Here is a 23955-nt window from a genome sequence, read left to right as displayed (position 1 = left end):
CAAAGCGCAAAATTTTGCAGAAATCAACAGCATAATTATAAACGGCTAAAAATAAATCAAATGAGCGAAGAAAATGCTATTCGTTTTCTTCGTTTTTTATGAAAGAAAAGATAAAGGTTTTCTTTATATATTTTTAGTGATATAAATTAATAAAAAAGAGGCAAATGAGGAACGTAAAATGAGACAAATTCCTAATAATATGATTGCTAAGGACGCTTTAAAAGTGTGGCGGTTAGTAAACCTGATTCAAATATTATTTTTTTGGGCTATCGGAGTTGGATACTTATGGCTAACACTCCGCTTTTCATTACCTTTATGGATAAGCATCACGTTCTTTTTTATCCTAATTTTAACCTCAATACTTTCAGTAGTAATCATGCCTAAGCTAAAATGGAAACGATGGCGCTACGATGTATTTGCTGAGGAGATAGATTTAATGTACGGTGTATTTATACAAAAGCGGACACTTATCCCTATGGTCCGTGTGCAACACGTAGATACTAAACAAGGTCCCTTACTCAGGAAATATAACTTGGCTACTGTTACGATATCTACAGCCGCAACAGTCCATGAGATCCCTGCCCTACTTCTAACAGAGGCTGATCAACTACGAGATCATATCTCTCAGTTAGCGAGAGTGTCCGATGATGAATGATCAGAAGAGACTGCACCCGATTGTCATTGCCCTAAGGTTCCTTCGATTACTGCGAGAATTACTGTTCCCTATCATTATTTTTGTTTTCTTCGGAGGTAATCGCTCATTTGGACTGTACAGCTTACTTGGGGCTGGCTTAGTTATTGTACTACTCCTTATATTTAGTGTTTTGTGGTGGTATCGTTTTTCATATCGTATTGAGGAAGACGAACTACGAGTAGAGTATGGTGTATTAATTCAAAAGAAACGTTATATTCATAGAGAAAAAATTCAATCAATTAATGTATCACAAGGTATTGTCCAAAGAGTGTTCAACCTTGTCAAAATTCAAGTCGAAACAGCTGGAGGTGGTCACGAAGCAGAGGTTGTACTGGCGGCAATTACAAGAACAGATGCATCTCAGTTGCAAACAACTCTAATGAACAAAGCAAACTTAACAAAGGATACAGGGCACCAGCTGCCTAATGAAAATCATATAGATGATGTTACACGATTTACACTCTCAACAAAAGATCTTTTAATAGCTGCTACAACATCTGGGCGTATAGGTGTTATATTATCCGCATTGGCTGCATTCTCATCACAAATTGATGAGTTTATACCGGAGGATTTTTACATGACAGCCTATGAACAGTTTGTTCACCTTGGAACCATCATTATTACGGGACTTGTAATTGCTTTTCTCATTATTGCTTGGCTTTTATCCATCTTAGGTTCTGTGTTGAAATATGGTGGCTTCTCCATCGAAAAGCAAGGCGATGATCTTATTATTTCACAGGGGATACTTGAAAAAAAACAAATCACAATACCCGTTAGAAAAATACAAGCTGTACGTATTCAAGAAAGTATTATTCGTGAACCTTTAGGCTATGTAACCGTATATGTTGAAAGCGCTGGCAGTGTCTCGGAAAAAAGCGAGGATTTTTCAACTCTGCTATTTCCACTACTTCACCGAAAAAAATTAAAGTCATTTTTAACAGATCTACTCCCTGATTATTGTGAACAAGTAAACATACACACTTTACCAGAGCGCTCAAAATTCCGATATATTTTCCGATTAGTTTTACCAGCTATAGTTATCTTTGTACCTGTTGCTATTACCATAAGACCATGGGGAGCGTTAACACTAGCTATCATCCCTATCTTATATAGTTTAGCGATTGCCCAATATAATGCTGCAGGGGTTGGTTTCTCAAATACGTTATACACTTCAATAAGCCGAGCAATTAGTAAAACAACCTATATTGTTCCTAAGAAAAAAATTCAATCATTACAAAAACAACAAAGTAAGTTTCAACAAAGAAAACAACTTTCTACCGTTAAAATATCTATCATGTCAAAGTCGTCGATTGGAAAACAAGCACGTGTTGTAGATCTAGATAATACATATGTTGAAGAAGTACTGACATGGTTTTCACGAAAATAAACCCTCCTATTCGTGCGAGGGTTTATTTAATTCCTTTACCCCATTTGTTTACGTACAATTCTCTCCCAAAGACTCCATGGTAATATCTTTTTTATCCAAACAGTCTGTGCAATTCCTTTACCAACTGGATAACGAAGCTTAGTCCTCTGATTTTTTGTAGCTATATCGGTAATTAGCTTGGCTACTTCAGAAGGATCTCCAAAGGAAGAAGCTGATTTGTCTAATATTCTTTCAATTTTTTTCATCATCGGTGCATATGGAGATGTTTCCTTCTGTGCCTCTTCAGGAACATAACGTCCTGTTGTCCAAATACTAGTTTTATAGGAACCAGGTTCAATCAACACAACGTTAATACCAAATGAAGCCACTTCAAGTCGTAGACTTTCACTCCAGCCCTCAAGAGCATGCTTCGATGATACATAGGGAGATAAACCTGGAAATCCGACCGTACCACTCACACTGCTAACATTTATTATGTGTCCAGCCTTTTGCGCTCTCATATAAGGAAGTACTATCTGAGTAACAGCAATAGCACCGAATACATTCGTTTCAAATTGAGCACGAAATGCCGCTAATGGGACTTCCTCTGAAAACCCTCCAACTGCCATTCCTGCATTATTTACTAATACGTCAATTTTATCCAATGACTTTATGAAGTTGCTAAACTTTAATAAAGAATCTTCATGAGTCACATCTAACTTTTTAATGATCACATTGTTTTTAACACCATTTTTTTCACTTTCCTCTTCAATATACTTCATCTTATCATCGCTACGATATGTTGCAACAACATGAAAACCTTGCTTGGCAAGCATGATGGTCGTTAGTAGACCAAAACCACTACTAGCTCCAGTTACGATAGCAGTTCTCAATGAGTAAAGCCCCCTCTCAGTTATTGCTTTCATTATACCTTAATTCAATGGGTTTTTATGGAGATGTTTTATTATTAATAAAAAGCTCGTGCACAGGCACGAGCTTCTAAGTACGCTTTGTTTTTTTTCGAGCGGAATCTAATTTCATGTTTCCTGTTTCAGTTGTAGTAGTTCCTTGCCCTTCAACTTGACTTGAACCTAGCCCAATTTTCGAACCATCTTTTTTTCTTTTATCTGACACTTGAAATCACCTCCATACTGTAATATCCCCTAACAATTAGTAAATATGAACCGATTGTGGTGAAGTGAAGAAAGCATTTTAATATGTTTCTTGATGTAATATTTTAAAAAATTCAATAGGCACACGCCCTATTTTATTTTTTGCCCAATCGGACAGCCCTAAATGCCCATAGGATAGTTAGTGAATGAAGCAGGGAGGTGTTCATTCATGGGTACAGGATTTGCGTTAATTGTTGTATTGTTTATCCTGCTCATTATTGTCGGTGCAAGTGGTTATACGACACTTGGTTACTAAGTTTAACTTAACACCATAAAAAAAGCTTAAAAGGAGATGTTTAACTAAATGTATTACAACAATTGTGGCTTTCACAATGTAGGTGGTTATGGTTACGGCGGTTACGCTAGTGGTTTTGGTGCTGGTCGCGGCTTTGCATTAATCGTTGTACTATTTATTCTTTTAATCATCGTTGGTGCTAGCTGGGCAGCATAAAATATGATAAATAAAGAGAAGCTTGAGAGATTTTCCTCAAGCTTCTTATTTATGTACTAGCCAGCTATTTGACTATTTGTTTAATGAATAATGTTGTTACTAAAGCTAAATCAACTTCTTCTGTTACAGTAGCTTCATTAAGTGAATGAGAATTGGATAGCAGTTGGATAAAAGGTCTCATTGGAAGTTTAGGATTTTGTCGTGATACAATACCTAACTTTCCATTTTCTAATCTAACAGTGTAGCCATTTGGATAAACCGATACGAGCTTTAAGAAGGCTTGAACTAAGTCAATCCGGAAGGCTTTGTTACAAAATCCCATTAAAAATTCACATGATTCATGTGGAAGGTAAGGTCCTATTAACGAGAACGGGGATATAAGTGAGTCATAATAATCAGACAAAGCAATAATTTCCGCTGACAATTGTGTAACGGTGTTAGAGTTAGGTACTAAAAACTGATCTATAACTTTTTTTTCATTATGAATAAATTGAATATTGCTATCTATTGTATTAAATCTTTTTAATATCTTGTGGACATCTTCATCAAGGTGCACACCTTTAATCGGTTGGGAAACGTCTATTAATTCATGAAGTAAGGCAGCTGTTGCCAATTGCTTAATTTCACTTGATGTAAAATTAAAAGTCATCGCTATTGTAATTGAAACTATAGCAACATTTATAGCATGGACAAAGCTGTGGTTCTCTGAGGTTCGTATGTCAGTCAGACTCAATAACAATTCTCGATTTACTATTATCTCAGAAGATATTTTATCAATATGATTCAAAATAAATTGCGGATTTACAACTCGTTTAGAATGAAGAAATCTTACTACATCAGATAAACCGATCAATGTATTCATTTTCGTTTCATCTGAAACCATTTCATCTACTTTTATATTTGCAAAGCGCTCGTCATAAATATAAAGACCCTTAACACCTAAATTTCGAAGCTTAGAAATAATCCCTATTGTTAATACAACTTGTTCTTTTAAAAGAGGAACTCCCGAACTTGAAAAAATAGTCTTAGTGTTTATATCTCCTATTTTCAGTTCATCAATAGATTTATAAATCATAACTGTCTCCTCATAAAGTACATCGTATTATTGTTTTTGAGATAGTACAATTATACTATTATGAAATGTCTTTTTGAATCATTTTTTACGCACTAAAGTACTACATAGATAATTATTGTTAAATAAATGCTATACTATGTAACAAAGGAGTCGATATTCAATGATAAATCATGAACAAACAGTAAAGCTTATTTCTGACTTAGTGTCTATTCCTAGCCCTAGTGGAAATACAGATACTGTTATTACGTTTGTAGAACAATATTTACAAAACCTAAATGTTGAAACAAAACGAAATCGAAAGGGTGGGCTTATAGCCACTCTACCAGGTAAAAATGATGAGCAGCATCGTATGTTAACTGCTCATGTTGATACATTAGGGGCGATTGTAAAAGAAATCAAACCGAATGGTCGCTTGAAGCTTGACTTAATTGGAGGATTTACATACAACTCTATTGAGGGCGAATACTGTCAAATTGAAACAATGTCAGGCCAAACATATACAGGGACAATTCTTATGCATCAAGCATCCGTACACGTATACAAAGATGCAAGAAAAGCTGAGCGCAATCAAGATAACATCGAGGTTCGTGTCGATGCAGTTGTAAATAATGCTGAAGATACACGTAAACTTGGTATTCAAGTTGGTGATTTTGTATCATTTGACCCACGCGTAGAAGTGTTATCAAATGGTTTTATAAAATCGCGTCACCTTGATGACAAAGCAAGCGTTGGAATACTATTGCAGTTGATTAAGCAAATAAAAGAAGACAGACTTGAGCTCCCGCACACGACTCACTTCTTGATATCAAATAATGAAGAAATCGGATATGGTGGAAACTCAAACATAACACCTGAGACAGTAGAATATTTAGCTGTTGATATGGGGGCGATGGGTGACGGTCAAGCGACGGACGAGTATACTGTTTCTATATGTGTGAAGGATGCAAGCGGACCTTACCATTATGGCCTGAGAAAAAAGTTAGTTCAGTTGGCTGAGGGAAACAACATTGACTATAAACTCGATATTTATCCATATTACGGCTCAGATGCCTCTGCTGCTATTCGGTCTGGTCATGATATAGTCCACGGTTTAATAGGCCCAGGGATTGACTCGTCTCACGCAAATGAGAGAACTCACATCTCATCTATTGAGAACACGTATAACCTGTTATATTTTTACGTGCAAAGTGAGATTATATAAGAAGACAGAAACAAGCAGGCTAATTCACCTGCTTGTTTTGTTTTTTTATTATCAAGCTAGTTATATGAAAAGCTACTGGAAATAGAATTAATAGCTGAATAACTGGCACAGCTCCAATATTCGTATTTGGAATCAACGGCATAGCATCTGAATAGCCCCATCTGTCAGTTGTTAAGGCTGTAATTTCAAAGTAAAAACTTAAAAATAAAGCATATAAAATAGATATTGTCATATTGATTCTTGTGAACGGTACCATAATCCAATTGCTATCCTTATTAACAAATACTAATATAATGTACAATACAATTGCCATATTCATATCTCCGAATGTTGCACTCCACATAAGGGGATTAGAAAAGTCTACTGTCATATTATAAAAGATGCTACATTGGGAAATTTCCCATATAAAGTGAAGTACAAAGGATACTACACCTACAATTACTACATTTCTAAATATAACTTTCAATTTTGGCACCTCGTTTCTCCTTCTAAATTAAATGATACCTGTTCTTGAAATATATTTTGAGAAATGCTCTCGTTTTTTACCATTTTCGGCATAACTTGCGATTAGCTGTTCTACTTCTCGATATAGCTCATCAGGCTCTAGCTGTTCTTTATACAATTTACCTACTTTAGCATCTCTTCCTTTCGCCTTTCCACCAATATAAAGGTCGTATTTTTCTCCTCTTTTAATAACACCGATATCATTTACAAGTGGTTCCCCACATGCATTGGGACAACCTGTATAGGCCGGCTTAAGTGGAAACGGGACTGGTTTTCCTGCTATACGGCGATTTAATTCAATAGCTATTGGCATACCTTCCTCTTCAGCCCCTTGACAAAAATTACAAGTACGTAGACTTTTCACATATAGCCCAACTGGATAACATGAAAATCCAACTTGTTCAAGCTTCCTCTTTATTTCATCTACTTCATTTACTCGAACATCTACATATAGCTGTTGGAATGTTGTTAGCTCAAAAGCTGTATCCTCACCTAGCAAATCTATGACTGTTTTCAATTGCTTTCCTGTTAACATGGCACCAAATCCAATACCACCATTAATGGCAAGCTTAGTATATTTCGACTCTGTCGTCATTTAGTTAACCCCCACATATTAATAAGGAAAAAGCTGTCCCACAAGCTTTGTACGAATCGCTCACAGGACAGCTTATCTGAATTGAATTATTACGCTACATCGTATCCTTGATCTTCAACAGCGTCTTTTAAGCTTTGTACAGACACTTTCGCTGTGTCATACTCTACTTCCACTGTACCAGCTTGTAAAGAAACATTTACACTTGCGACACCCTCTAGATTAGATAATGCCGTTTTAACTGCTTTCTCACAATGCCCACAAGTCATCCCTGATACGTTTAAAGTTGTTTTTTCCATATTAATCACCTTTCCTATCTCAAAATTTATATATCAACTCTATAAAGAGAAGATTACAGCTTGACGCGTTTTAAACGCAGTGAATTGGTTACAACAGATACTGAACTAAAAGCCATAGCAGCACCTGCTACCCATGGAGCTAATAAACCAATAGCTGCTATTGGAATACCAGCTGAGTTGTATGCGAGTGCCCAAAATAAGTTTTGGCGAATATTCTTCATTGTTTTTCTACTTAAATCTATAGCCTTTGGAATTAGCATTAATTCGCCACCCATTAGCGTTATATCAGCAGCTTCAATAGCAACATCAGTTCCTGTACCTATCGCAATGCCGACATCTGCTGTGGCTAGTGCAGGTGCATCGTTAATACCGTCCCCGACCATTGCCACTTTCTTTCCAGATGCTTGTAGCTTTTTAACGTGATTTGCCTTATCTTCTGGTAAAACTTCAGCAAAGACATTTGTAATGCCAACCTGCTTTGCAATAGCTTGCGCAGTTCGTTCGTTGTCTCCTGTAATCATGTACACATCAATTCCAAGCTTTTGCATTTGTGAAATAGCTTGTTTGGCTGTGTCCTTAACAGTATCTGCTACCGCAATTATTCCTACTAATTGATTTTCCAAGCTAAGTAGCATAGCAGTTTTACCTTCATTCTCATATTGAATCTGAGTTTCTTCATATTGACCATAATCAATGTCGTTCTCTTTCATTAATTTACGTGTACCCGCTAAGAAACGCTTACCATTAATAGTCGCTTCTATACCATGACCAGGTATTGCTTCAAAGCGTTCTACATCATAATTAGAAACGCCCTCTGTCTTTGCATACTCAACAATAGCTTCAGCAAGCGGATGTTCAGATGATTTTTCAGCAGCATATAAATAAGAAAGGACTTCATCATTTAAGGCTTGATAATCGGTTACAACCGGTTTACCCTTTGTAATTGTGCCTGTTTTATCAAGAACAATTGTATTTATTTTATGAGCAATTTCTAAATGCTCTCCACCCTTGAATAAGATACCATTTTCTGCTCCTTTACCTGTTCCAACCATGATTGATGTTGGTGTTGCCAGACCAAGCGCACAAGGACATGCAATAACAAGTACGGCAATGGCAACCTCAAGAGCATTCGGTAAATTCCCTGGTGAAACAAAGAAAAACCATACAAGGAATGTAACAATAGCAATCCCAACCACAATTGGAACGAAAATGCCTGAAATAATATCAGCCATACGTTGAATAGGAGCTTTTGAGCCTTGTGCTTCTTCAACGACTTTGATAATACCAGCAAGCGCTGTATCTTTTCCAACCTTTTTTGCTTCCATTGTAATTGTTCCGTTTTTATTTATGGTTGCTCCAATGACAGGGTCACCATGCGATTTTGTAACAGGAATTGATTCTCCAGTTATCATTGATTCATCAACTGTTGACTGGCCTGACTCGACAATACCATCTACAGGTATTTTTTCTCCAGGTTTCACTATTATGCTGTCTCCTACAACAACCTGTTCAATAGGAATTTTTACTTCTTCACCGTTACGAATCACTGTTGCTTCCTTTGCTTGAAGACCTAATAACTTAGATATGGCTTCCGTTGTACGTCCTTTTGCTAGTGCTTCAAACAATTTACCTACTAAAATAAGGGTTATTAATACCGCACTAGTTTCATAATACAAATGTGGCATATAGTTTGGATTGCCTATTGTTCGTATACCCTCAACTAAGCTGTAGAAATACGCTGCCGATGTTCCAAGTGCAACAAGAACGTCCATATTCGCACTTTTATTTTTAAGAGCCTTATAAGCTCCTACATAAAATTGCCATCCAATATAAAACTGGACAGGTGTTGCTAGTAAAAATTGAAACCAAGGATTCATAATGAATGCTGGCATTGGTAAGCCAAGATCCCAAGGGGCATGACCAACCATTGAATATAGCAATGGAAGAGATAAGATAATAGAAATGGCTAATTTAATTTGCTTTGCTTTTATTTCTTCTTCCTTATGTGTGGCCTTCTCTTTACGATCTGCTTTAACTTTTGCATCATACCCTAACCCTTGAACTTTTTTAATAATATCATCAATAGATAATTCGGCTTGATCGAATTCAATAGTGCCTGACTCAGTCGCTAAGTTAACAGCAGCTTTACTAACACCAGGCATTTTATTTAATACTTTCTCAATCCGAGTAGAGCATGCCGCACACGTCATACCAAATATATCCAGATCAATCTTCTCAGTTTGTACACCATATCCAAGGTTTTCAATCTTCTTTTTTATATCTTCGGTCTGAACTTTATCCGGATCAAATTTAATAGAGGCGTTTTCCATTGCTAAGTTTACAGTGGCATTCACACCATCCATCTTGTTAAGAACTTTTTCTATTCGCGTGGAGCATGCTGCACATGTCATACCAGTAATACCAATTTTCATTTGTTTTTGCCCTTCCATATATACCACTCCTACCTATGACTTGGAGAATTGTTGAAACACTTTCATTAATTCATCAATCGCTGCATCCCCATCACCTTGTTTTATCGCATCCGAAACACAATGATGGGTATGTCTTTCCAATAAAGAGAATCCAACCTTTTTTAAAGCAGCATTAATAGCTGACACTTGAATAAGTACATCTACACAATAACGATCTTCTTCGATCATTTTTTGTATACCTCTGACTTGCCCCTCTATACGTTTTAATCTATTAAGTAATTGTTGTTTTTCTTGTTGTGATCTAGGAGTTTGTAAAGTATGTGTTTCATCAACGTCAATATGGCAGTTATTTTGATTATCAGTCATAAACTCTCACCCCTTCTTATGTATACTATACCCCTGTACAGTATATTTGTAAACATTTTTTGTTTTTTAATTTTTGTTAAGAATGTTAAAATTTATTAATCATCATAAGCTAGCATACATACTCGACAATTACACAAAAAAGCGATATATAAGGGCGAGGTGACAAGAAATAGTTATAGATCTTGCTATACTGTATAAGCTCCTGTTTGCCGCTGGTATGGGTACAGTTATTGGGCTAGAAAGAGAAATCAGGCAGAAACCTGCTGGGCTAAAAACAACTATGGTCTTAACAGTCGGTAGTGCTCTTATTACTATTGTGTCAATACACGGTGCTGATATGTATTCAGTTGCATACAGCAAGCCAATGGATCCGTTACGATTAGCAGCACAAATAGTCTCGGGAATAGGATTTCTAGGTGGAGGAGTTATTCTGCACCGTAATAATGATGTCATCTCTGGTATCACAACTGCAGCTATGATATGGGTTTCAGGTGGACTCGGCATTGCAGCAGGAGCAGGTTTTTACATAGAGGCTGTAGTTGCCTTAACACTAATGATGTTCAGTGTAGAAATTGTACCGAGAATTATGAGTAAAGTTGGACCAAAAATACTTCGATACAAATCCATTAAGATTAAACTTACTATGAATTATGATAATGAGTTAACTAATATTTTTAATGAGATGAGAAATGATAATATGCAAATTACAAAGGTTAGCGTACAACAGTTAGAACAAATTCAACAAATGGAATGCGTGATATATGTAGATAAAAATAGATTCATGACAGATATTTGTTCTTCAATAAAAAACATGAAAGGCGTTACAAACGTAAAAGCTGACGAAATGGGATAAGGAAGCCTAACGATGTGTGTGCTGACAGATAAACAAGACGTTCTGATTCATGATTCTTATTAACAGCTAAAAGCTTTACTACTCTATTGTCAAAAAGAACAACCACAGTATATTCACTACTGTGGTTTTATTCGTGCTCATGGTGTTCAGTTTGATGTTCGTGTATATGATTAAATAAGGGACCACTATGCTCGTACATGAATACTAAGATAAGTAAAAAAAACATGACAACGCCAACGTTTTTTATAAGCCTATATGCAAAAGATTGATACAGCTTCAGCTCATGACACAGTGAAAACATTAGGATTATAAGTACTATAACCGTAATAACAAATAATATTTTTATCATGATTTCATAATATGAGGGAGTAATCATATTAATAAGCATAACACCCATCATACCTGCCATCATCCCTGATAACATACCGTCTATCATAGCAAAAGTGCTACATAATGCACCATATATCCCACCAATAATTAAGCCTAATATCATAGACAGAAAGGTAGCGAAGAAAATAGACTGAAATGCAACTCCTAATATACCCCCACCTAGTAACCCGATAACCATTCCGATAGACATCGCTACTACCATACCATTCATACTTGTCACTTCAGTGCGATGGGCTAGCAGGACTTTTAGCATATATATTAGGATAATCAATGGTACTGATATTGTAATAATCATAGCTAACGTCATGTATTGTACAACCCTCCCCTCGGCAAAGCGGCATGTACAAAAATATATGCTAATAGTTTATCTCCTATTACATTAATAAGAAAAGACAAATTGCATGCATAAGATTGTTATAACCAATACACCATCGTATCCAATATACCAACTCCAATCAGGAATCCACCAGCTAGCCTTTGAATTAGTTGACCTACATGTCTTCCTTTTTTCTTCAATGTTTTCCCACTTAAATCAAAATACGAAATTAGAAATATAGAAAATATGACAGGCAATGAAGTACCTATTGCAAAGATGCTAGGTAATATGGCTCCATACGATGTTGATAATACAATGGGCATTAATGTAATGAAAAATAAGACAAACATTGTTGGGCAAAAAGCTAAGGAAAAACTAACACCCATAAAAAAGGCACCTGTTTTACTATATTTCAAGACATCAGGGATTTTGCCTAATGTTAGACTCCATTTCATTTTGATTACACCAAGCATGAATAAACCTACTAAGATTAGAATTGGTCCCATTATTTTTCGAACCCACGGGAATATGAATGTCACATTATCTTGAAATTCTTTCCCAAGCCAATATACAATGAGGCCAAAACTCGAGAATACAAGGATTTTTCCTAACGTGAACCAAATAACATCCCTCCAAGCTATCTCATTTTGTATTGATTTATTGCCATAAATCGTGATAGCTCCCAAGTTCGCAGTAAACTGACAAGGTGCTAGTGCGCCAACCACGCCTAAAATAAAAGCAGCTAGGATAGGGATTCCATCTATTGAGTAAAATATATTTATAAATGGTTGACTAAAAAAATGACTAATTTGACTTAAAATCTGATACAAGCATACACCCCCGTTGCATAATCGACCTAACTTCAAGCATTCCGACAATTTCGCACGCATTATTTCTTTCCACTGAAGCTTATTACCACAGAGCATTCTCGACATCACTCTGAGCTTTTTCAACATTTCTCCGCGCATTCCTATGAAACAGTCTATAAGAAATTATAAACATTCTGTAAAAATGTAAATAAAGCTTAGCACTCGCTTCCTTATGTTGTCTAGAAAGAGGATTTTTTATGGAACATTAAGAAAAGTACATGGCGCCTTAAGCTAAGCACTCATTTAGGTAAATAATTTTTTCTTCCCATTAAAAAAGCTGATTCAAGTATTTTTGAATCAGCTTTTTTTATTACATAGCGAAGGCACGACATTCTTTTGCGCAGTGTAGGCAAACCTGTGAGCAGTGTTGTGAATGATAATCAGGGAATTGAGCACACTCTCTTCCACAAGCTTCACAAATATTTGCACAAACACCTGCTAGCATTCTAGCAAAATGGCTATTTCTTGCTACAAAGCTCGCGGTTAGGTTACATATGTCCGCACAGTCTCTAAGTAACAACAGCTGCTGTCTACGACAATTTATGTCTTCATGACAGATAAGATGTGTAATCATATGGTCACAAGTTGCTGCACAGTGTTGAATCGTATTTACTAATGGATTAGGAAACATCATATCCGTAGCAGGCATTACATTCGTAGGCATAGCTGGTGCGTTTACAATTGGTGATACATTAGGCATCGCATTTATGTTATTATAGTGCATAAAAAGTTCCTCCTCATACTATTTTACATTCGTATTGTATGATTAGGACATTGCCTAAGTACTAGGCGTTTTACTTAATTTCTTTAACAACACAGTTACGAAGACTATGGTCCTAAGTAATAGCTTACTCAGGATAATTACTTAAGCTTATTTTTCAAGCGGTCATATTCTTCTTCGCTAATTTCGCCACTAGCTAATCTCATTTTTAAGATATTCTCATAACTATTATGTTTATTAGTTTTTCCTGTGAAACTTCTCAACAAGTAAAAGCCTGTTACCAGTAACAAAGTCCAAAAAACAAACATAGCTCCCATCATCCAACCGCCGCCTTGAATACCAGAACAATAATCCATCCAATTCATCATAATTACCCACTTCCTTCCTTCTATGCAATCATAGCAAGAAAATATGCAGTTTCTTTGGAGCAATTACTCCCATTTATACCCTACACCCCAAACCGTTTTAAGGTGGTTATCAATTGGAAACTTTGCCTTTCTACACTTATCTCGAATATTTCTCACATGTGAGTCAATAGTACGACCTTCAGTATCTGAATCAAATCCCCAAACAGACTCAATAAGCCGATCCCGGCTAAACACGGTTTTCACATTTTTCAGTAACAACCCTAACATATCAAATTCTTTTGGAGTAAGGAGTATCACTTGGTCTTTGTAGGTTAATACATGATTTTCTTCATCCCATATGAGATCATCAACCTCTAACTTCCGAACTTTTTTAGTTCTTCTAAGCAAAGCATTTATTCTTGCCAAAAGTACGTTTTCATCAAATGGTTTTGTCATATAATCATCCGCACCCGTATTTAACCCTTTTATGACATCTGTATTTTGATCTCTTGCTGTCAACATAATGATTGGCACATCTGAAAACTCTCGAATTTGTCCAGCTGTTTGCCAACCATTCAATCCAGGCATCATCACGTCCAAAATAATTAAATCAATAGCATTTTCCTCTAAGTACTCAATCGCAGCTTGGCCAGTTGTAAATGTGACACATTCAAAGCCGTTCGGTTGTAGATATAGTTGTAAAAGCTGCAGCATTCTGACCTCGTCATCAATTAACATTAATTTTTTCAAATAAGATACTCCTTTCTCGTAAAATCACCGTTTAAGTTCTATTGTGAATGTTGTACCTTCACCAAGCTTGCTATCAACTGAAATGATCGCATCATGCTTTTCAATTATCTTTTTAACAATAGCCAAGCCTAACCCGCTTCCTCCGGTTGCCCGTGATCTCGATTTTTCTACGCGATATAGGCGCTCCCAAATGTGATGAACCTCATCATGTGGAATGCCCTCGCCCTCGTCATTTATTATAATGGATACTTGACTGTCGCTATAATTAACAGACAAAGTGACAGATGTATTAGTACCTGAATGCTTTAACGCATTATCAAGCAAGTTATGAATCACTTGTCCAAAACGAGTAGGATCTATAGAAACCTCTATATCTTTCTTAGGAAAGTCCAATATTAGTTGGACAGCTTGTGACTCGTAAGCAGGTCTGAACTTTGTTACGAGTTGCTCCAAATAACTCTGTAATGATACAGCTTCTTTTTGTATCTTAAATTCATTCTCATCCATTTTTGCTAACTCAAATAAATCTTTTACTAGTAATGCTACTCGTGAAGCCTCTTCTTGAATAATTTTCATGTATTCATAGCGTTGTTCATTTGTTATAGATTTTTTATTTACAATGTCTGCATAGCCTTTTATATACGTTAATGGTGTACGTAATTCATGTGAAATACTTGATAAAAACTCATTACGGGTTTGCTTCAAATGCTTTAATTCATCGGCTAATAACTGGATAGCCTTTGCTAATTCCCCCAGCTCATCATCTCGATTTACATATAACTGAACTTGATGATCACCTTTGCTTAGTTCCTGTGTTGCTCTTTTCATTTCCAATAATGGCGCAGTAATAAATTTAGATAGAAAAAAGATAGTGATAAATGTAAAAATAATGGATATGAACCCCATAAATAAAAAATAATATGTTAATTCGTTAACCATATTCCGTATCGTACCAGTCGGTAAAAACATAAAAACATACCCTTCTAAGGTATTATTTATGTTAATGGGATTAACTGTCACAATATAAGGCTCCGTTTTCCACCTTGCTTCTAGTATTAAGCCATGGTGTGAAAATTCTATCGCTTTACTATTTTTCATAATTTGATATTGTTTAGAAGATATTTCATTAGATGAGTCTATCACTTTTAAATTTTCATCTGTAATTATAACATCTGCTTCCGCTTCAGATTCCATTAGTGCGACATGCCTTACAGTAACAGAATCAAGTTTTTTCTCTAACACATCTCGATGGCTTATCCCACGTATTAATAAACCACTGGTTTCATCCTTAACCTTCTCGCTAACTATTCCAAAATATAAAAAAAAGAATAGCATAGACTCTATAAGTAAGATGAATATGAAAAACAGCATACCAAGCTTAAATGATAGTTTTTTTATAGAAGATCACCTCTTTTTGTCACCGTGTTAATAAATAGAAATAGAAATCCTCGTTCATACAAGGATTTCCAAATATGCTTAATGACCGCCGTGTTCCATGCCTTCTAATTGGCCTATTTCTAATACATCATCAATTAAACCTTGCATCTGAAAGGATACATTGTTAAATGATCCAGAAATGTAACCTTGATTATATGGACCTAATGTTGGATCATCTTCAAAATAAGGCTTTAGTGTTTTTAAGAAGGAGTATAAATTATCTGTTAACTCACCATCTTCTAGCCAAAGTAAAGGAGCATGCTTTCCTAAATGGGAGAACGGTGCTGCAACAATTGCATACTCTGGAGTTTCAGTTGAAATAAATGAAAATCCATGACCAGGCTTATTAAATCCCCAACCAAACTTTGTTTTATCATCCTTAAATTTTGCAAATGCAATAGATTGGTCTGAAGGAGTTTCACCTTCGATTCGAACTACGTTTCCATATTTGAGAAGTTCACGCTCAACCTTTTCCGAAATTACAGTTTTTGGGCCAAACAGATACATATTTGCCTTACCATTCCGCTTTTCTAACGCTTGAATAGTTGCTTTTGGTACATTGTCTTTCTCCACATATAGCAACGGCTCTTCCATATGAGCAATCCAATTGGCTGCAGGCAGACTATATAATTTTGCCGTTTCATCCATTGAAGCAATAATTACACTTTTTGGTATATCATTTGTTAACTGATTGTAATAATCATCAATAGCATTCGCAAATTCTGATGCATTATCACCTTTGAAGGCTTTTACCTTGTAACTTGATAATTTATCTAGCTCCTTCTCGCCAACTGTTCCCATTACCATGACTTGTGTCCCATCAACTGTCCCTTTAGGGTTTAGTCGCTCTAATTCATTTAATACTTCGACTGGGATCTCCCCATTAACAGTAAACAAAACTGGCCCATTATTTGGATGGTGTATTAAATCCACACTCGCCAAGCCAATTTGCCACTGTTCTACAGGCGATAAAATTACACTACCAGGACGATTTGCTTCATGTGTAGCTGGCCATATAGTTTGAGATACCATAACCGATAGCTCTATTGGATTATCTGTCATAAGTCTAGTAACGTTTTTTGTTGATTCAATTTTCAAGGCTTGCGCGGAAGATTCGTTAAAACTGTCTGGTTGTTGCGCCTCGGAATTTGAGTTGCTTGTTTCATTTATAACAGATTTATTTGTTTGTTGATTGTTACAACCTGCAATTAATATAAAAGCTAAAGCAATTATTATAAATCTTGTTACTCCCATTTATTCATCCCCTATTTCATATCTTTGAAAGTCATTATATATTAAATAAAAAATCCAGAGCGACCTTGTTTGGCGACGCACCTCCATTGAATTATTATGCAAAATTTTCAAAACTTAATACATCTTTACCTAGCTTTAAGTTTCATGACCTACCGAATTTCAAATGAGGTAACGGTACTAATCAAATCGCTAATCAAAGATGCCGTTTACACTATCTGCACAATGATTATAGATGTGTACAGACAAACTATACGATGAAATGGTGCAGAAATTGTGCAAGTTTTATTTTAGATGTACTATTGATGTACTATTAACAAAAGACAGTAATGAGGCAGCGATGCGATTTAATGGATACACTGCACTGGTTAATAAATATTAAACAGAAGAAATACAGAATAATATGAAAGACTTAACGAACTGCACTAACAACGAAGATCACTCAAACATTGAAATTAATATATACAAAAAAGCATGAAGCCCTCCCGTCAGAGAAAGCTTCATGCTTTTATTTTATCTTAATGTGCCATATGTCCAGATGTTAAAATCCAGATTGAACCACCAACTACAACTACAGCTAAGAAAAAGCTATATGCCATATTAATAAGATTTGCTTTACCGTCTTTTCCTTCAGTGACGTGCATGAACATAAATAACTGCATACCAGCTTGGAGCATTGCTAATGAACCTATAAGCCACATAATAACTGTGAATGATAAATTTGTTTTAAGAGCAATACCAACGGCAGCGAATGTCATCACAAGTGAAGCAATAAAACCAATAATATGTGATACAGGATATCCACTGTTATTTTGCTTCGCCATATTACATCACCATCCCTTTTAAGTAGACAAATGTAAAGACGAAAATCCATACAACGTCTAAGAAATGCCAGTATAAGCTAATAATGAACGTTTTACGAGCTGTAACGGGTGTTAAACCGTGCTTTAATAGTTGCATAATAATTAAAATAGCCCAGCCAATTCCAAGACTCACGTGTAAACCGTGTGTCCCTAATAAAGCGAAAAATGCTGATAGATAAGCGCTTGTTTGCATAGTAGCACCCATATGAACATAATGAAGAAACTCATTAATCTCCATATATAAGAAGCCTGCACCTAACAACAAAGTAACAATAAGCCATACTAATAGACCCTTTAAGTTGTGTCGACGCATTTCAAAGATTGCAAGACCACATGTGAAACTACTAGTTAATAAAATAATTGTTTGGATCATAACTTCTTTTAACATAAACATATCTTGTTGTGTGGGGCCGCCAGCTGTGCGCCCCTCTAGTACAAAATACGTAGCAAATAATGTCGAAAATAATACAATCTCTGCTCCAAGGAACACCCAGAAGCCAAGAATATTCATTTGATTTTGTTGAGTTTGGTATTCTAACGGTAGTGACGTATTAACTTGCCCTGCCACTTTGATCACCTCTCCATCCACGCTCTGTTCGAATGACTTCATCTTTACTTACATAATAGCCGTCATTGTAATCAAATGAGCGTATGATTAGTCCAGCAATAATTAACAATGAAGCTATCCCTGCTAGTGTAATAAATTCAAAAACTAATAGGAAGCCTACAATACCAAATGCAACACACATAAAGAACGGTAGTCCTGAGTTGCTTGGCATATGAATCGGTTTATAATCCGATTCCTTCATAACTGGCAAACCTTCTTTTTTCATAGTCCAGAATGCGTCTAACCCTTTTACTTCCGGTAGTGTAGCAAAGTTGTAGTGTTGTACAGGTGAAGCGGTCATCCACTCAAGTGTACGTGCATCCCATGGATCGTTTCCGATATTGCGCGGTGCATAACGGAAGCTCCAATAGATGTTGTAACACAGTGCTGCAAATCCAGCTGCTAGTACTAAAGATCCGAAAGCAGAGAATGCTAGGAAACCTTCCCATCCAAGACCTTCTGAATACGTGTAAAGACGGCGTTGCATTCCATTTAGACCTACGAAAAACATTGGCATAAATGTCATGTTGAAACCAATTACAAATAACCAGAAATGCCACTTACCAATTTTCTCATTTAACATAAAGCCAAACATTTTTGGCCACCAGTAATATAAACCGGCAAATACGGCAAAGACAACACCAGGAATAAGTGCATAATGGAAATGTGCCACTAAGAACATAGTATTATGATATTGATAATCAGCTGCTGCCATCGCCAACATTACTCCAGTTACTCCACCAATTGTAAAGTTAGGAATAAATGCTAATGCCCAAAGCATAGCTGTTGTAAACTTAATTCGACCTTTGCGCATCGTGAACAACCAGTTGAAGATCTTTATTCCTGTCGGAACAGCAATTAACATAGTTGTAAGGGAAAAGATTGAATTAACAACAGGACCTGACCCCATCGTAAAGAAGTGATGCACCCAAACTAGCATACTTAAAAATGCGATTCCGACTATAGAAATTACCATAGATTTATAGCCATATAAGTTTTTACGAGAGAATGTTGCAATAACCTCAGAGAACATACCGAACGCAGGTAACGCAACAATATATACCTCTGGGTGTCCCCATAACCAGAACAAGTTAGCCCAATGCATGGGCTCTCCACCAGCTGTAACAGTAAAGAAATGTGTGCCAAAAATACGATCTAATGCCATATACGCTAAAGCAACAGTGAAGATTGGAAATGCTGCAACGATAATGACAGACGTAATAAATGACGTCCAAGTAAACATAGGCATTCTCATTAAAGTCATACCTGGCGTTCTCATCTTTAACACGGTCACAATGAAGTTAATACCCGACATCAGCGTACCTATTCCTGCAATCTGGATAGCAATCGAATAATAGTTATTTCCGATACCTGGCGTAAACTCTTTACCCGCTAGTGGGAAGTATGATGTCCAACCAGCATCTGGTGATCCACCTACTACGAACGAAATGTTAAATAGCATTGCTCCACTAAACGTTAACCAGAAGCTTAACGCATTTAATTGCGGAAACGCTACGTCACGAGCCCCAATTTGAAGCGGAACAATAACGTTCATAATCCCTATTAAGAATGGCATAGCCATGAATAATATCATAATGATGCCATGTGTTGTAAAGATTTCATTATAATGCTGTGCATCTAAAAATTCCATGTTTGGTCGTGAGGTTTGTGCCTTCATTAATAAACCGTCTACTCCACCACGGAAGAACATAAGTACACCTACAAGGATATACATAATACCTATTCTTTTATGATCAACTGTGGTAATCCATTCGTCCCATAAATAGCGCCACTTCTTTAAATAAGTGACAAGAACGAGAATACCAATCATCGTTAATGCGATCGAGATTTGGGCACCTAGAATAAGAGGATCTCCCATTACAAGCAGATCTCGAAGATTAATGCGATCCATGCTCGTCGCCTCCTTCGCTGTTAGTTTCCATTGATTCATGATCATTGTGATTGCCTTCATTTACTGAAGAACTATGCTCACTTTTTGTATCTTCTGTATCATGATCACTGTGCTTTGCTTCTTCCTCTGAAGCTCCATGTTCGCCATGGTCTGTTTCATGTCCTTCTGCGCTATCACTATAATCTGGTATATTTCCAATCACACCGTGCACACGATATAATTCAGGGTTTATATATTTTTTCGCGTCATGTTCAGCATGATCAATCCAAGCCAAGTGTGTTTCGTTAAAAGTCATACGTCCAACAACACTTGGTAGAAGTAACTTTTCATATTCAACCTCAGTTAACACAGGTGCTGTATCCTTAACATCTTGAACCCACTCTTCAAAATCTTCAGCTGTTTGAGCCAGAACCTCAAATTCCATATGAGCGTATCCTTGACCATTAAAGTTTGTATTCATACCTCTATACGATCCAGGCCTATCAGCAACCATGAATAGTTTAGTTTCCATGTTTGCCATCGTATATTTTTGTCCAAGTAAAGCTGGTACCCAGAATGATTGCATTGTGCCTGCAGATGTCATTTTTAGCTGTACAGCTCTATCCTCAGGAATATTCATATAATTCACTGTTTCAATCCCTTGTTCTGGATAGCTAAAAATCCACTTCCAATCAGCAGACGTTACATGAATAATAAGTGGTTCTTGATCTTCATAACCTTCTGGTACTTTTTCAAGTTTAAATGTTGTGATTGTTGTAGCTACTGCTAATGCAAGAACAATCACTAAAGGAATAGCAGTCCAAATTATCTCTAGTTTGTGACTTCCTTTCTCATATTCCGGCTCGTAATCTTTATTACTCTCTTTCTCGCGATATTTCCAGATCACATAACCAAACAAACTAAATACAACAACAACAACTAAAAGCATTAAGACTAACGAAAAATTAATTAGTTCTAAAATGCTTTGAGCTACTGGTCCTTGTGGTTCAAAAACTACCATATTTGTTTCACAGCCACTTAAGAATGCAGCTAGCATAACAAAGAAAATAGAATACAAGATTTTTCTATTCTTCATATAGCATTTACTCCTTCCGAAATCTGTTCAAAACTTCACAAAAATGACACAATTCGACATTTTTTGCCAATTGTGCGTTTACCTATATGCTAAAGCAGCATTACGTTTATACGAACAACAAGTAAACTTGTTTGTCGAACTCATTAATATTATTGCTCTTTATGTTGCTTTTAGCAAAGGATTATTTTTACCATTTCCACTATAATTATGTGATATTAATCACACGTACTTATTATAATAATATATTTTCTGTGAAAAAAATGTGACAGGTTTGTTAAGGAATTCTTTTCCACATGGTTTATATTTCGAGACGCACGTTTGACAACAAGTGGTAATCAACAATTTTGATCCGTGTGGCGCACCGTTGTTGTTAGGCGTGCCTAAGCATCACAAGCTTGAGCGAAATGTTGTGTCAACTTCACCAACTAGATTAAAACAAGCACGGTTATTATTCCCATAAGGAAAAATGAGTTTTTGTTATTCAAGTAAAAGGATATTCTTCTTAATTACTTGGAACTACAAAAAAACACAACTAACAAATCATACGCATTCTTCCTGAAGGTAATCCCTTACCAGAAAACATGGTGTGCCTAAAGTGAGACAGTTATCCAGGTGCAAAACTCATACGTTTTCATCTGATGAAAACAGGGAATATTATCTATTTGAATACAATTCCCTAAATTTTTGTAATTTTTTTGATAAAATAGCGTATACTATTAGATAGATGCTGTAACAAAAAGAATTGCCAAATGGCATACTTTTTGTATTTCATATTAGGGGGTAATTAAATGGCATTTGGCAGAAGATTTGTTGAGGAAGTACCCGTTGAGGAAACAAAAATTTGGCAATGCACCTCCGAAGATTGCAATGGATGGGTACGTGACAACTTTAGAGGTTCAAAGGAAGCAAGTTGTCCTTTATGCAACAGCCCAATGGAAGAGGGTTACAAAGAACTTGCAGTTGTGCAAAATCACTCACAATTGAAATAACAATCTTCACCGGGGCGACTATTAAGTCGTCTTTTTTTTTATTCAGAAAAAGATCACTTAATATAATAATATTGCATCCGACAAATCTGTCTATTACACTGAACATAGTTTGTTTCATATATGGAGAGATTATTATGGAAAATCAATATAGTACATATGATGTTATGAAGGTGTGTTTACTTGCTGGAAAGATTATGTTACAAAGCGGGGGCGAAACTTATCGAGTTGAAGATACGATGATTCGCATAGCTGCCGCGTATGGTGTTGAACATTCACATCCTTTTGTAACACCGACGGGAATTATATTCTCTTTAGAAGGAGCAGAGCCGACTAAAACTAAGCTCGTTCGCATCATGGATCGCACTACTGACCTGCGCAAGGTTACGATGGTTAACAGCATCTCAAGACAAATTACAAATGGCGAATTAACAATGGCTGAAGCTTACAAATTGTTACGAGATGTTGAAGCATCTAATGATTCTTATCATTTTTCACTACAACTGGCCGCCGCATCCCTTGCAAGTGGATGTTTTGTTATAATGTTTCTCGGGACTTGGTATGACTTTATCCCAGCAATCGTGGCAGGAGGAATTGGATTTTTATTTTATGTGTACGCTAATCGCCTTATTCCTCTTAAATTTTTTGCTGAGTTTACAGCCTCCGTTGTTATTGGGGTTGTTGCATATTTGTTTGTGTACATTGGAATAGGTCATGAATTAGATAAAATCATTATTGGTTCTGTTATGCCGCTTGTTCCCGGCCTTCTTATTACAAATGCTGTTAGGGATCTCATTGCGGGACACCTAGTATCTGGACTTTCAAAAGGCGCAGAAGCTTTCTTAACTGCATTTGCCATTGGGTCTGGGGTAGCTGTTGTCTTTGCTTTTATCTAAATTAAACGGGGGAATACATTATGGTCATAATTGAACAACTTGTTACAAGTTTTATTGCTTCGGCTGGATTTGGAATCATGTTTAATATTCCAAAGCAATCACTTATTAAGTGTGGCTTAGTTGGTATGCTTGGATGGATAGTCTATATACTGTTAACTTTAAACAAAATAGATCCGGTTGTTGCAACGTTATCCGCCTCTTTTTTTATTGCGGTTACTAGTCAGTTTTTTGCTAAATTTTACAAAACACCAGTCATTATCTTTAGTGTAGCTGGAATTATTCCACTCGTTCCTGGCGGACTCGCTTACGACGCCATGAGACATTTTGTAGAAAATGATTACAATACAGCTACAAATTTAGCTGCAAGAGCCTTCATGATTTCAGGGTCCATTGCTATAGGATTAGTTTTTTCTGAAGTTATTAATCAAATAATTAGAAAACAAGTTCAGTTCAAAGCATAGCCCTTGAACTATAGTAAAGCGCAAGTCGCCTCCCTAGCGATGATAAGTACAAGACGGGCGCCATCAGAG

Annotated in this window: 28 protein-coding genes; 9 read left to right on the top strand and 19 right to left on the bottom strand. The window is 36.3% G+C overall.

Annotated features, from left to right (window positions below):
* Window positions 1-178 precede the first annotated feature (178 nt).
* Together EJF36_RS07340 and EJF36_RS07335 are read left to right on the top strand one after the other, a co-directional pair.
* A complete protein-coding gene (locus tag EJF36_RS07340; RefSeq protein ID WP_125905687.1) occupies window positions 179-655 on the top strand; it encodes a PH domain-containing protein in 477 nt (158 codons plus the stop codon).
* Entirely contained in the window at window positions 645-2081 is a 1437-nt protein-coding gene (locus tag EJF36_RS07335) for a PH domain-containing protein (protein WP_125905686.1), read from the top strand. Before EJF36_RS07340 ends, EJF36_RS07335 begins: the two co-directional genes overlap by 11 nt.
* Before the next feature lie 35 nt (window positions 2082-2116).
* Here EJF36_RS07335 and EJF36_RS07330 read toward each other — a convergent pair whose 3' ends face one another.
* Together EJF36_RS07330 and EJF36_RS07325 are read right to left on the bottom strand one after the other, a co-directional pair.
* Window positions 2117-2953, bottom strand: coding sequence for an SDR family oxidoreductase (locus EJF36_RS07330; protein WP_395940565.1), 837 nt, complete (start codon window positions 2951-2953; stop codon window positions 2117-2119).
* Between the two features lie 106 nt (window positions 2954-3059).
* Window positions 3060-3194, bottom strand: coding sequence for a YuzL family protein (locus tag EJF36_RS07325; protein ID WP_125905684.1), 135 nt, complete (start codon window positions 3192-3194; stop codon window positions 3060-3062).
* Between the two features lie 207 nt (window positions 3195-3401).
* On the opposite strand from EJF36_RS07325, the gene EJF36_RS07320 reads away from it, so the two are divergent.
* Window positions 3402-3488, top strand: a complete 87-nt coding sequence (locus tag EJF36_RS07320) for a YjcZ family sporulation protein (protein ID WP_125908303.1) — start codon at window positions 3402-3404, stop codon at window positions 3486-3488.
* Window positions 3489-3536: 48 nt separating this feature from the next.
* Window positions 3537-3683 carry a YjcZ family sporulation protein gene (locus tag EJF36_RS07315; RefSeq protein ID WP_125905683.1) on the top strand — a complete coding sequence of 49 codons (147 nt, stop codon included), beginning with the start codon at window positions 3537-3539 and terminating at the stop codon, window positions 3681-3683.
* A 64-nt stretch (window positions 3684-3747) separates the two neighbouring features.
* Here EJF36_RS07315 and EJF36_RS07310 read toward each other — a convergent pair whose 3' ends face one another.
* A complete protein-coding gene (locus EJF36_RS07310; protein ID WP_125905682.1) occupies window positions 3748-4758 on the bottom strand; it encodes an HD-GYP domain-containing protein in 1011 nt (336 codons plus the stop codon).
* Window positions 4759-4918: 160 nt separating this feature from the next.
* Between EJF36_RS07310 and EJF36_RS07305 the strand changes: the two genes are divergently transcribed.
* Window positions 4919-5959: a M42 family metallopeptidase gene (locus EJF36_RS07305; protein WP_125905681.1), complete on the top strand. Its 1041-nt coding sequence runs from the start codon at window positions 4919-4921 to the stop codon at window positions 5957-5959.
* A 19-nt stretch (window positions 5960-5978) separates the two neighbouring features.
* On the opposite strand, the gene EJF36_RS07300 is transcribed toward EJF36_RS07305, so the two are convergent.
* From EJF36_RS07300 to EJF36_RS07280, 5 genes are all read right to left on the bottom strand, one after another.
* Window positions 5979-6434, bottom strand: a complete 456-nt coding sequence (locus EJF36_RS07300) for a hypothetical protein (protein WP_221760719.1) — start codon at window positions 6432-6434, stop codon at window positions 5979-5981.
* Window positions 6435-6452: 18 nt separating this feature from the next.
* A complete protein-coding gene (locus EJF36_RS07295; protein WP_125905680.1) occupies window positions 6453-7058 on the bottom strand; it encodes a nitrite reductase in 606 nt (201 codons plus the stop codon).
* An 89-nt stretch (window positions 7059-7147) separates the two neighbouring features.
* Window positions 7148-7354 carry a copper chaperone CopZ gene (copZ, locus tag EJF36_RS07290; RefSeq protein ID WP_125905679.1) on the bottom strand — a complete coding sequence of 69 codons (207 nt, stop codon included), beginning with the start codon at window positions 7352-7354 and terminating at the stop codon, window positions 7148-7150.
* Window positions 7355-7407: 53 nt separating this feature from the next.
* Window positions 7408-9804: a heavy metal translocating P-type ATPase gene (locus EJF36_RS07285; protein ID WP_125905678.1), complete on the bottom strand. Its 2397-nt coding sequence runs from the start codon at window positions 9802-9804 to the stop codon at window positions 7408-7410.
* A gap of 15 nt (window positions 9805-9819) precedes the next feature.
* Window positions 9820-10152, bottom strand: coding sequence for a metal-sensing transcriptional repressor (locus EJF36_RS07280; RefSeq protein WP_143003003.1), 333 nt, complete (start codon window positions 10150-10152; stop codon window positions 9820-9822).
* A 169-nt stretch (window positions 10153-10321) separates the two neighbouring features.
* On the opposite strand from EJF36_RS07280, the gene EJF36_RS07275 reads away from it, so the two are divergent.
* On the top strand, window positions 10322-11005 hold the full coding sequence (locus EJF36_RS07275; protein ID WP_312028281.1) for an MgtC/SapB family protein: 684 nt from the start codon (window positions 10322-10324) through the stop codon (window positions 11003-11005).
* 127 nt (window positions 11006-11132) lie between these two features.
* Here EJF36_RS07275 and EJF36_RS07270 read toward each other — a convergent pair whose 3' ends face one another.
* The 11 genes from EJF36_RS07270 to qoxA form a co-directional block, all read right to left on the bottom strand.
* On the bottom strand, window positions 11133-11702 hold the full coding sequence (locus EJF36_RS07270; RefSeq protein WP_125905676.1) for a hypothetical protein: 570 nt from the start codon (window positions 11700-11702) through the stop codon (window positions 11133-11135).
* Between the two features lie 107 nt (window positions 11703-11809).
* Entirely contained in the window at window positions 11810-12541 is a 732-nt protein-coding gene (locus EJF36_RS07265; RefSeq protein WP_125905675.1) for an urease accessory protein UreH domain-containing protein, read from the bottom strand.
* Window positions 12542-12890: 349 nt separating this feature from the next.
* Entirely contained in the window at window positions 12891-13304 is a 414-nt protein-coding gene (locus EJF36_RS07260) for a four-helix bundle copper-binding protein (protein WP_260471844.1), read from the bottom strand.
* Between the two features lie 137 nt (window positions 13305-13441).
* Window positions 13442-13669: an SHOCT domain-containing protein gene (locus EJF36_RS07255; protein ID WP_125905674.1), complete on the bottom strand. Its 228-nt coding sequence runs from the start codon at window positions 13667-13669 to the stop codon at window positions 13442-13444.
* 63 nt (window positions 13670-13732) lie between these two features.
* Window positions 13733-14398 carry a response regulator transcription factor gene (locus EJF36_RS07250; protein ID WP_185806852.1) on the bottom strand — a complete coding sequence of 222 codons (666 nt, stop codon included), beginning with the start codon at window positions 14396-14398 and terminating at the stop codon, window positions 13733-13735.
* Between the two features lie 24 nt (window positions 14399-14422).
* Window positions 14423-15733: a HAMP domain-containing sensor histidine kinase gene (locus EJF36_RS07245; RefSeq protein ID WP_260471843.1), complete on the bottom strand. Its 1311-nt coding sequence runs from the start codon at window positions 15731-15733 to the stop codon at window positions 14423-14425.
* Between the two features lie 141 nt (window positions 15734-15874).
* Window positions 15875-17089: a cell wall-binding repeat-containing protein gene (locus EJF36_RS07240; RefSeq protein WP_125905672.1), complete on the bottom strand. Its 1215-nt coding sequence runs from the start codon at window positions 17087-17089 to the stop codon at window positions 15875-15877.
* 515 nt (window positions 17090-17604) lie between these two features.
* Entirely contained in the window at window positions 17605-17910 is a 306-nt protein-coding gene (gene qoxD, locus EJF36_RS07235) for a cytochrome aa3 quinol oxidase subunit IV (RefSeq protein WP_125905671.1), read from the bottom strand.
* Between the two features lies 1 nt (window position 17911).
* On the bottom strand, window positions 17912-18517 hold the full coding sequence (qoxC, locus tag EJF36_RS07230; RefSeq protein WP_125905670.1) for a cytochrome aa3 quinol oxidase subunit III: 606 nt from the start codon (window positions 18515-18517) through the stop codon (window positions 17912-17914).
* The gene (gene qoxB / locus EJF36_RS07225) at window positions 18501-20468 is read right to left on the bottom strand and encodes a cytochrome aa3 quinol oxidase subunit I (protein ID WP_125905669.1); all 1968 of its coding nucleotides are present in this window, start codon (window positions 20466-20468) and stop codon (window positions 18501-18503) included. Before qoxB ends, qoxC begins: the two co-directional genes overlap by 17 nt.
* Window positions 20455-21543, bottom strand: a complete 1089-nt coding sequence (gene qoxA, locus EJF36_RS07220; protein ID WP_125905668.1) for a cytochrome aa3 quinol oxidase subunit II — start codon at window positions 21541-21543, stop codon at window positions 20455-20457. The genes qoxB and qoxA overlap by 14 nt, the downstream gene beginning before the upstream one ends.
* Window positions 21544-22331: 788 nt before the next feature.
* Between qoxA and EJF36_RS07215 the strand changes: the two genes are divergently transcribed.
* The 3 genes from EJF36_RS07215 (at window position 22332) to EJF36_RS07205 (ending at window position 23886) form a co-directional block, all read left to right on the top strand.
* Window positions 22332-22532 (top strand): cold-shock protein, encoded by a 201-nt coding sequence (locus EJF36_RS07215; protein ID WP_125905667.1) that lies wholly within the window; start codon window positions 22332-22334, stop codon window positions 22530-22532.
* A gap of 134 nt (window positions 22533-22666) precedes the next feature.
* Entirely contained in the window at window positions 22667-23425 is a 759-nt protein-coding gene (locus EJF36_RS07210) for a threonine/serine exporter family protein (RefSeq protein WP_125905666.1), read from the top strand.
* Window positions 23426-23445: 20 nt separating this feature from the next.
* Window positions 23446-23886, top strand: a complete 441-nt coding sequence (locus tag EJF36_RS07205) for a threonine/serine exporter family protein (RefSeq protein WP_125905665.1) — start codon at window positions 23446-23448, stop codon at window positions 23884-23886.
* Window positions 23887-23955: the final 69 nt, after the last annotated feature.

This window comes from Bacillus sp. HMF5848 (genome assembly GCF_003944835.1).
Classification (GTDB): domain Bacteria; phylum Bacillota; class Bacilli; order Bacillales; family HMF5848; genus HMF5848.
This window is presented reverse-complemented; position numbering and strand designations above follow the sequence as displayed.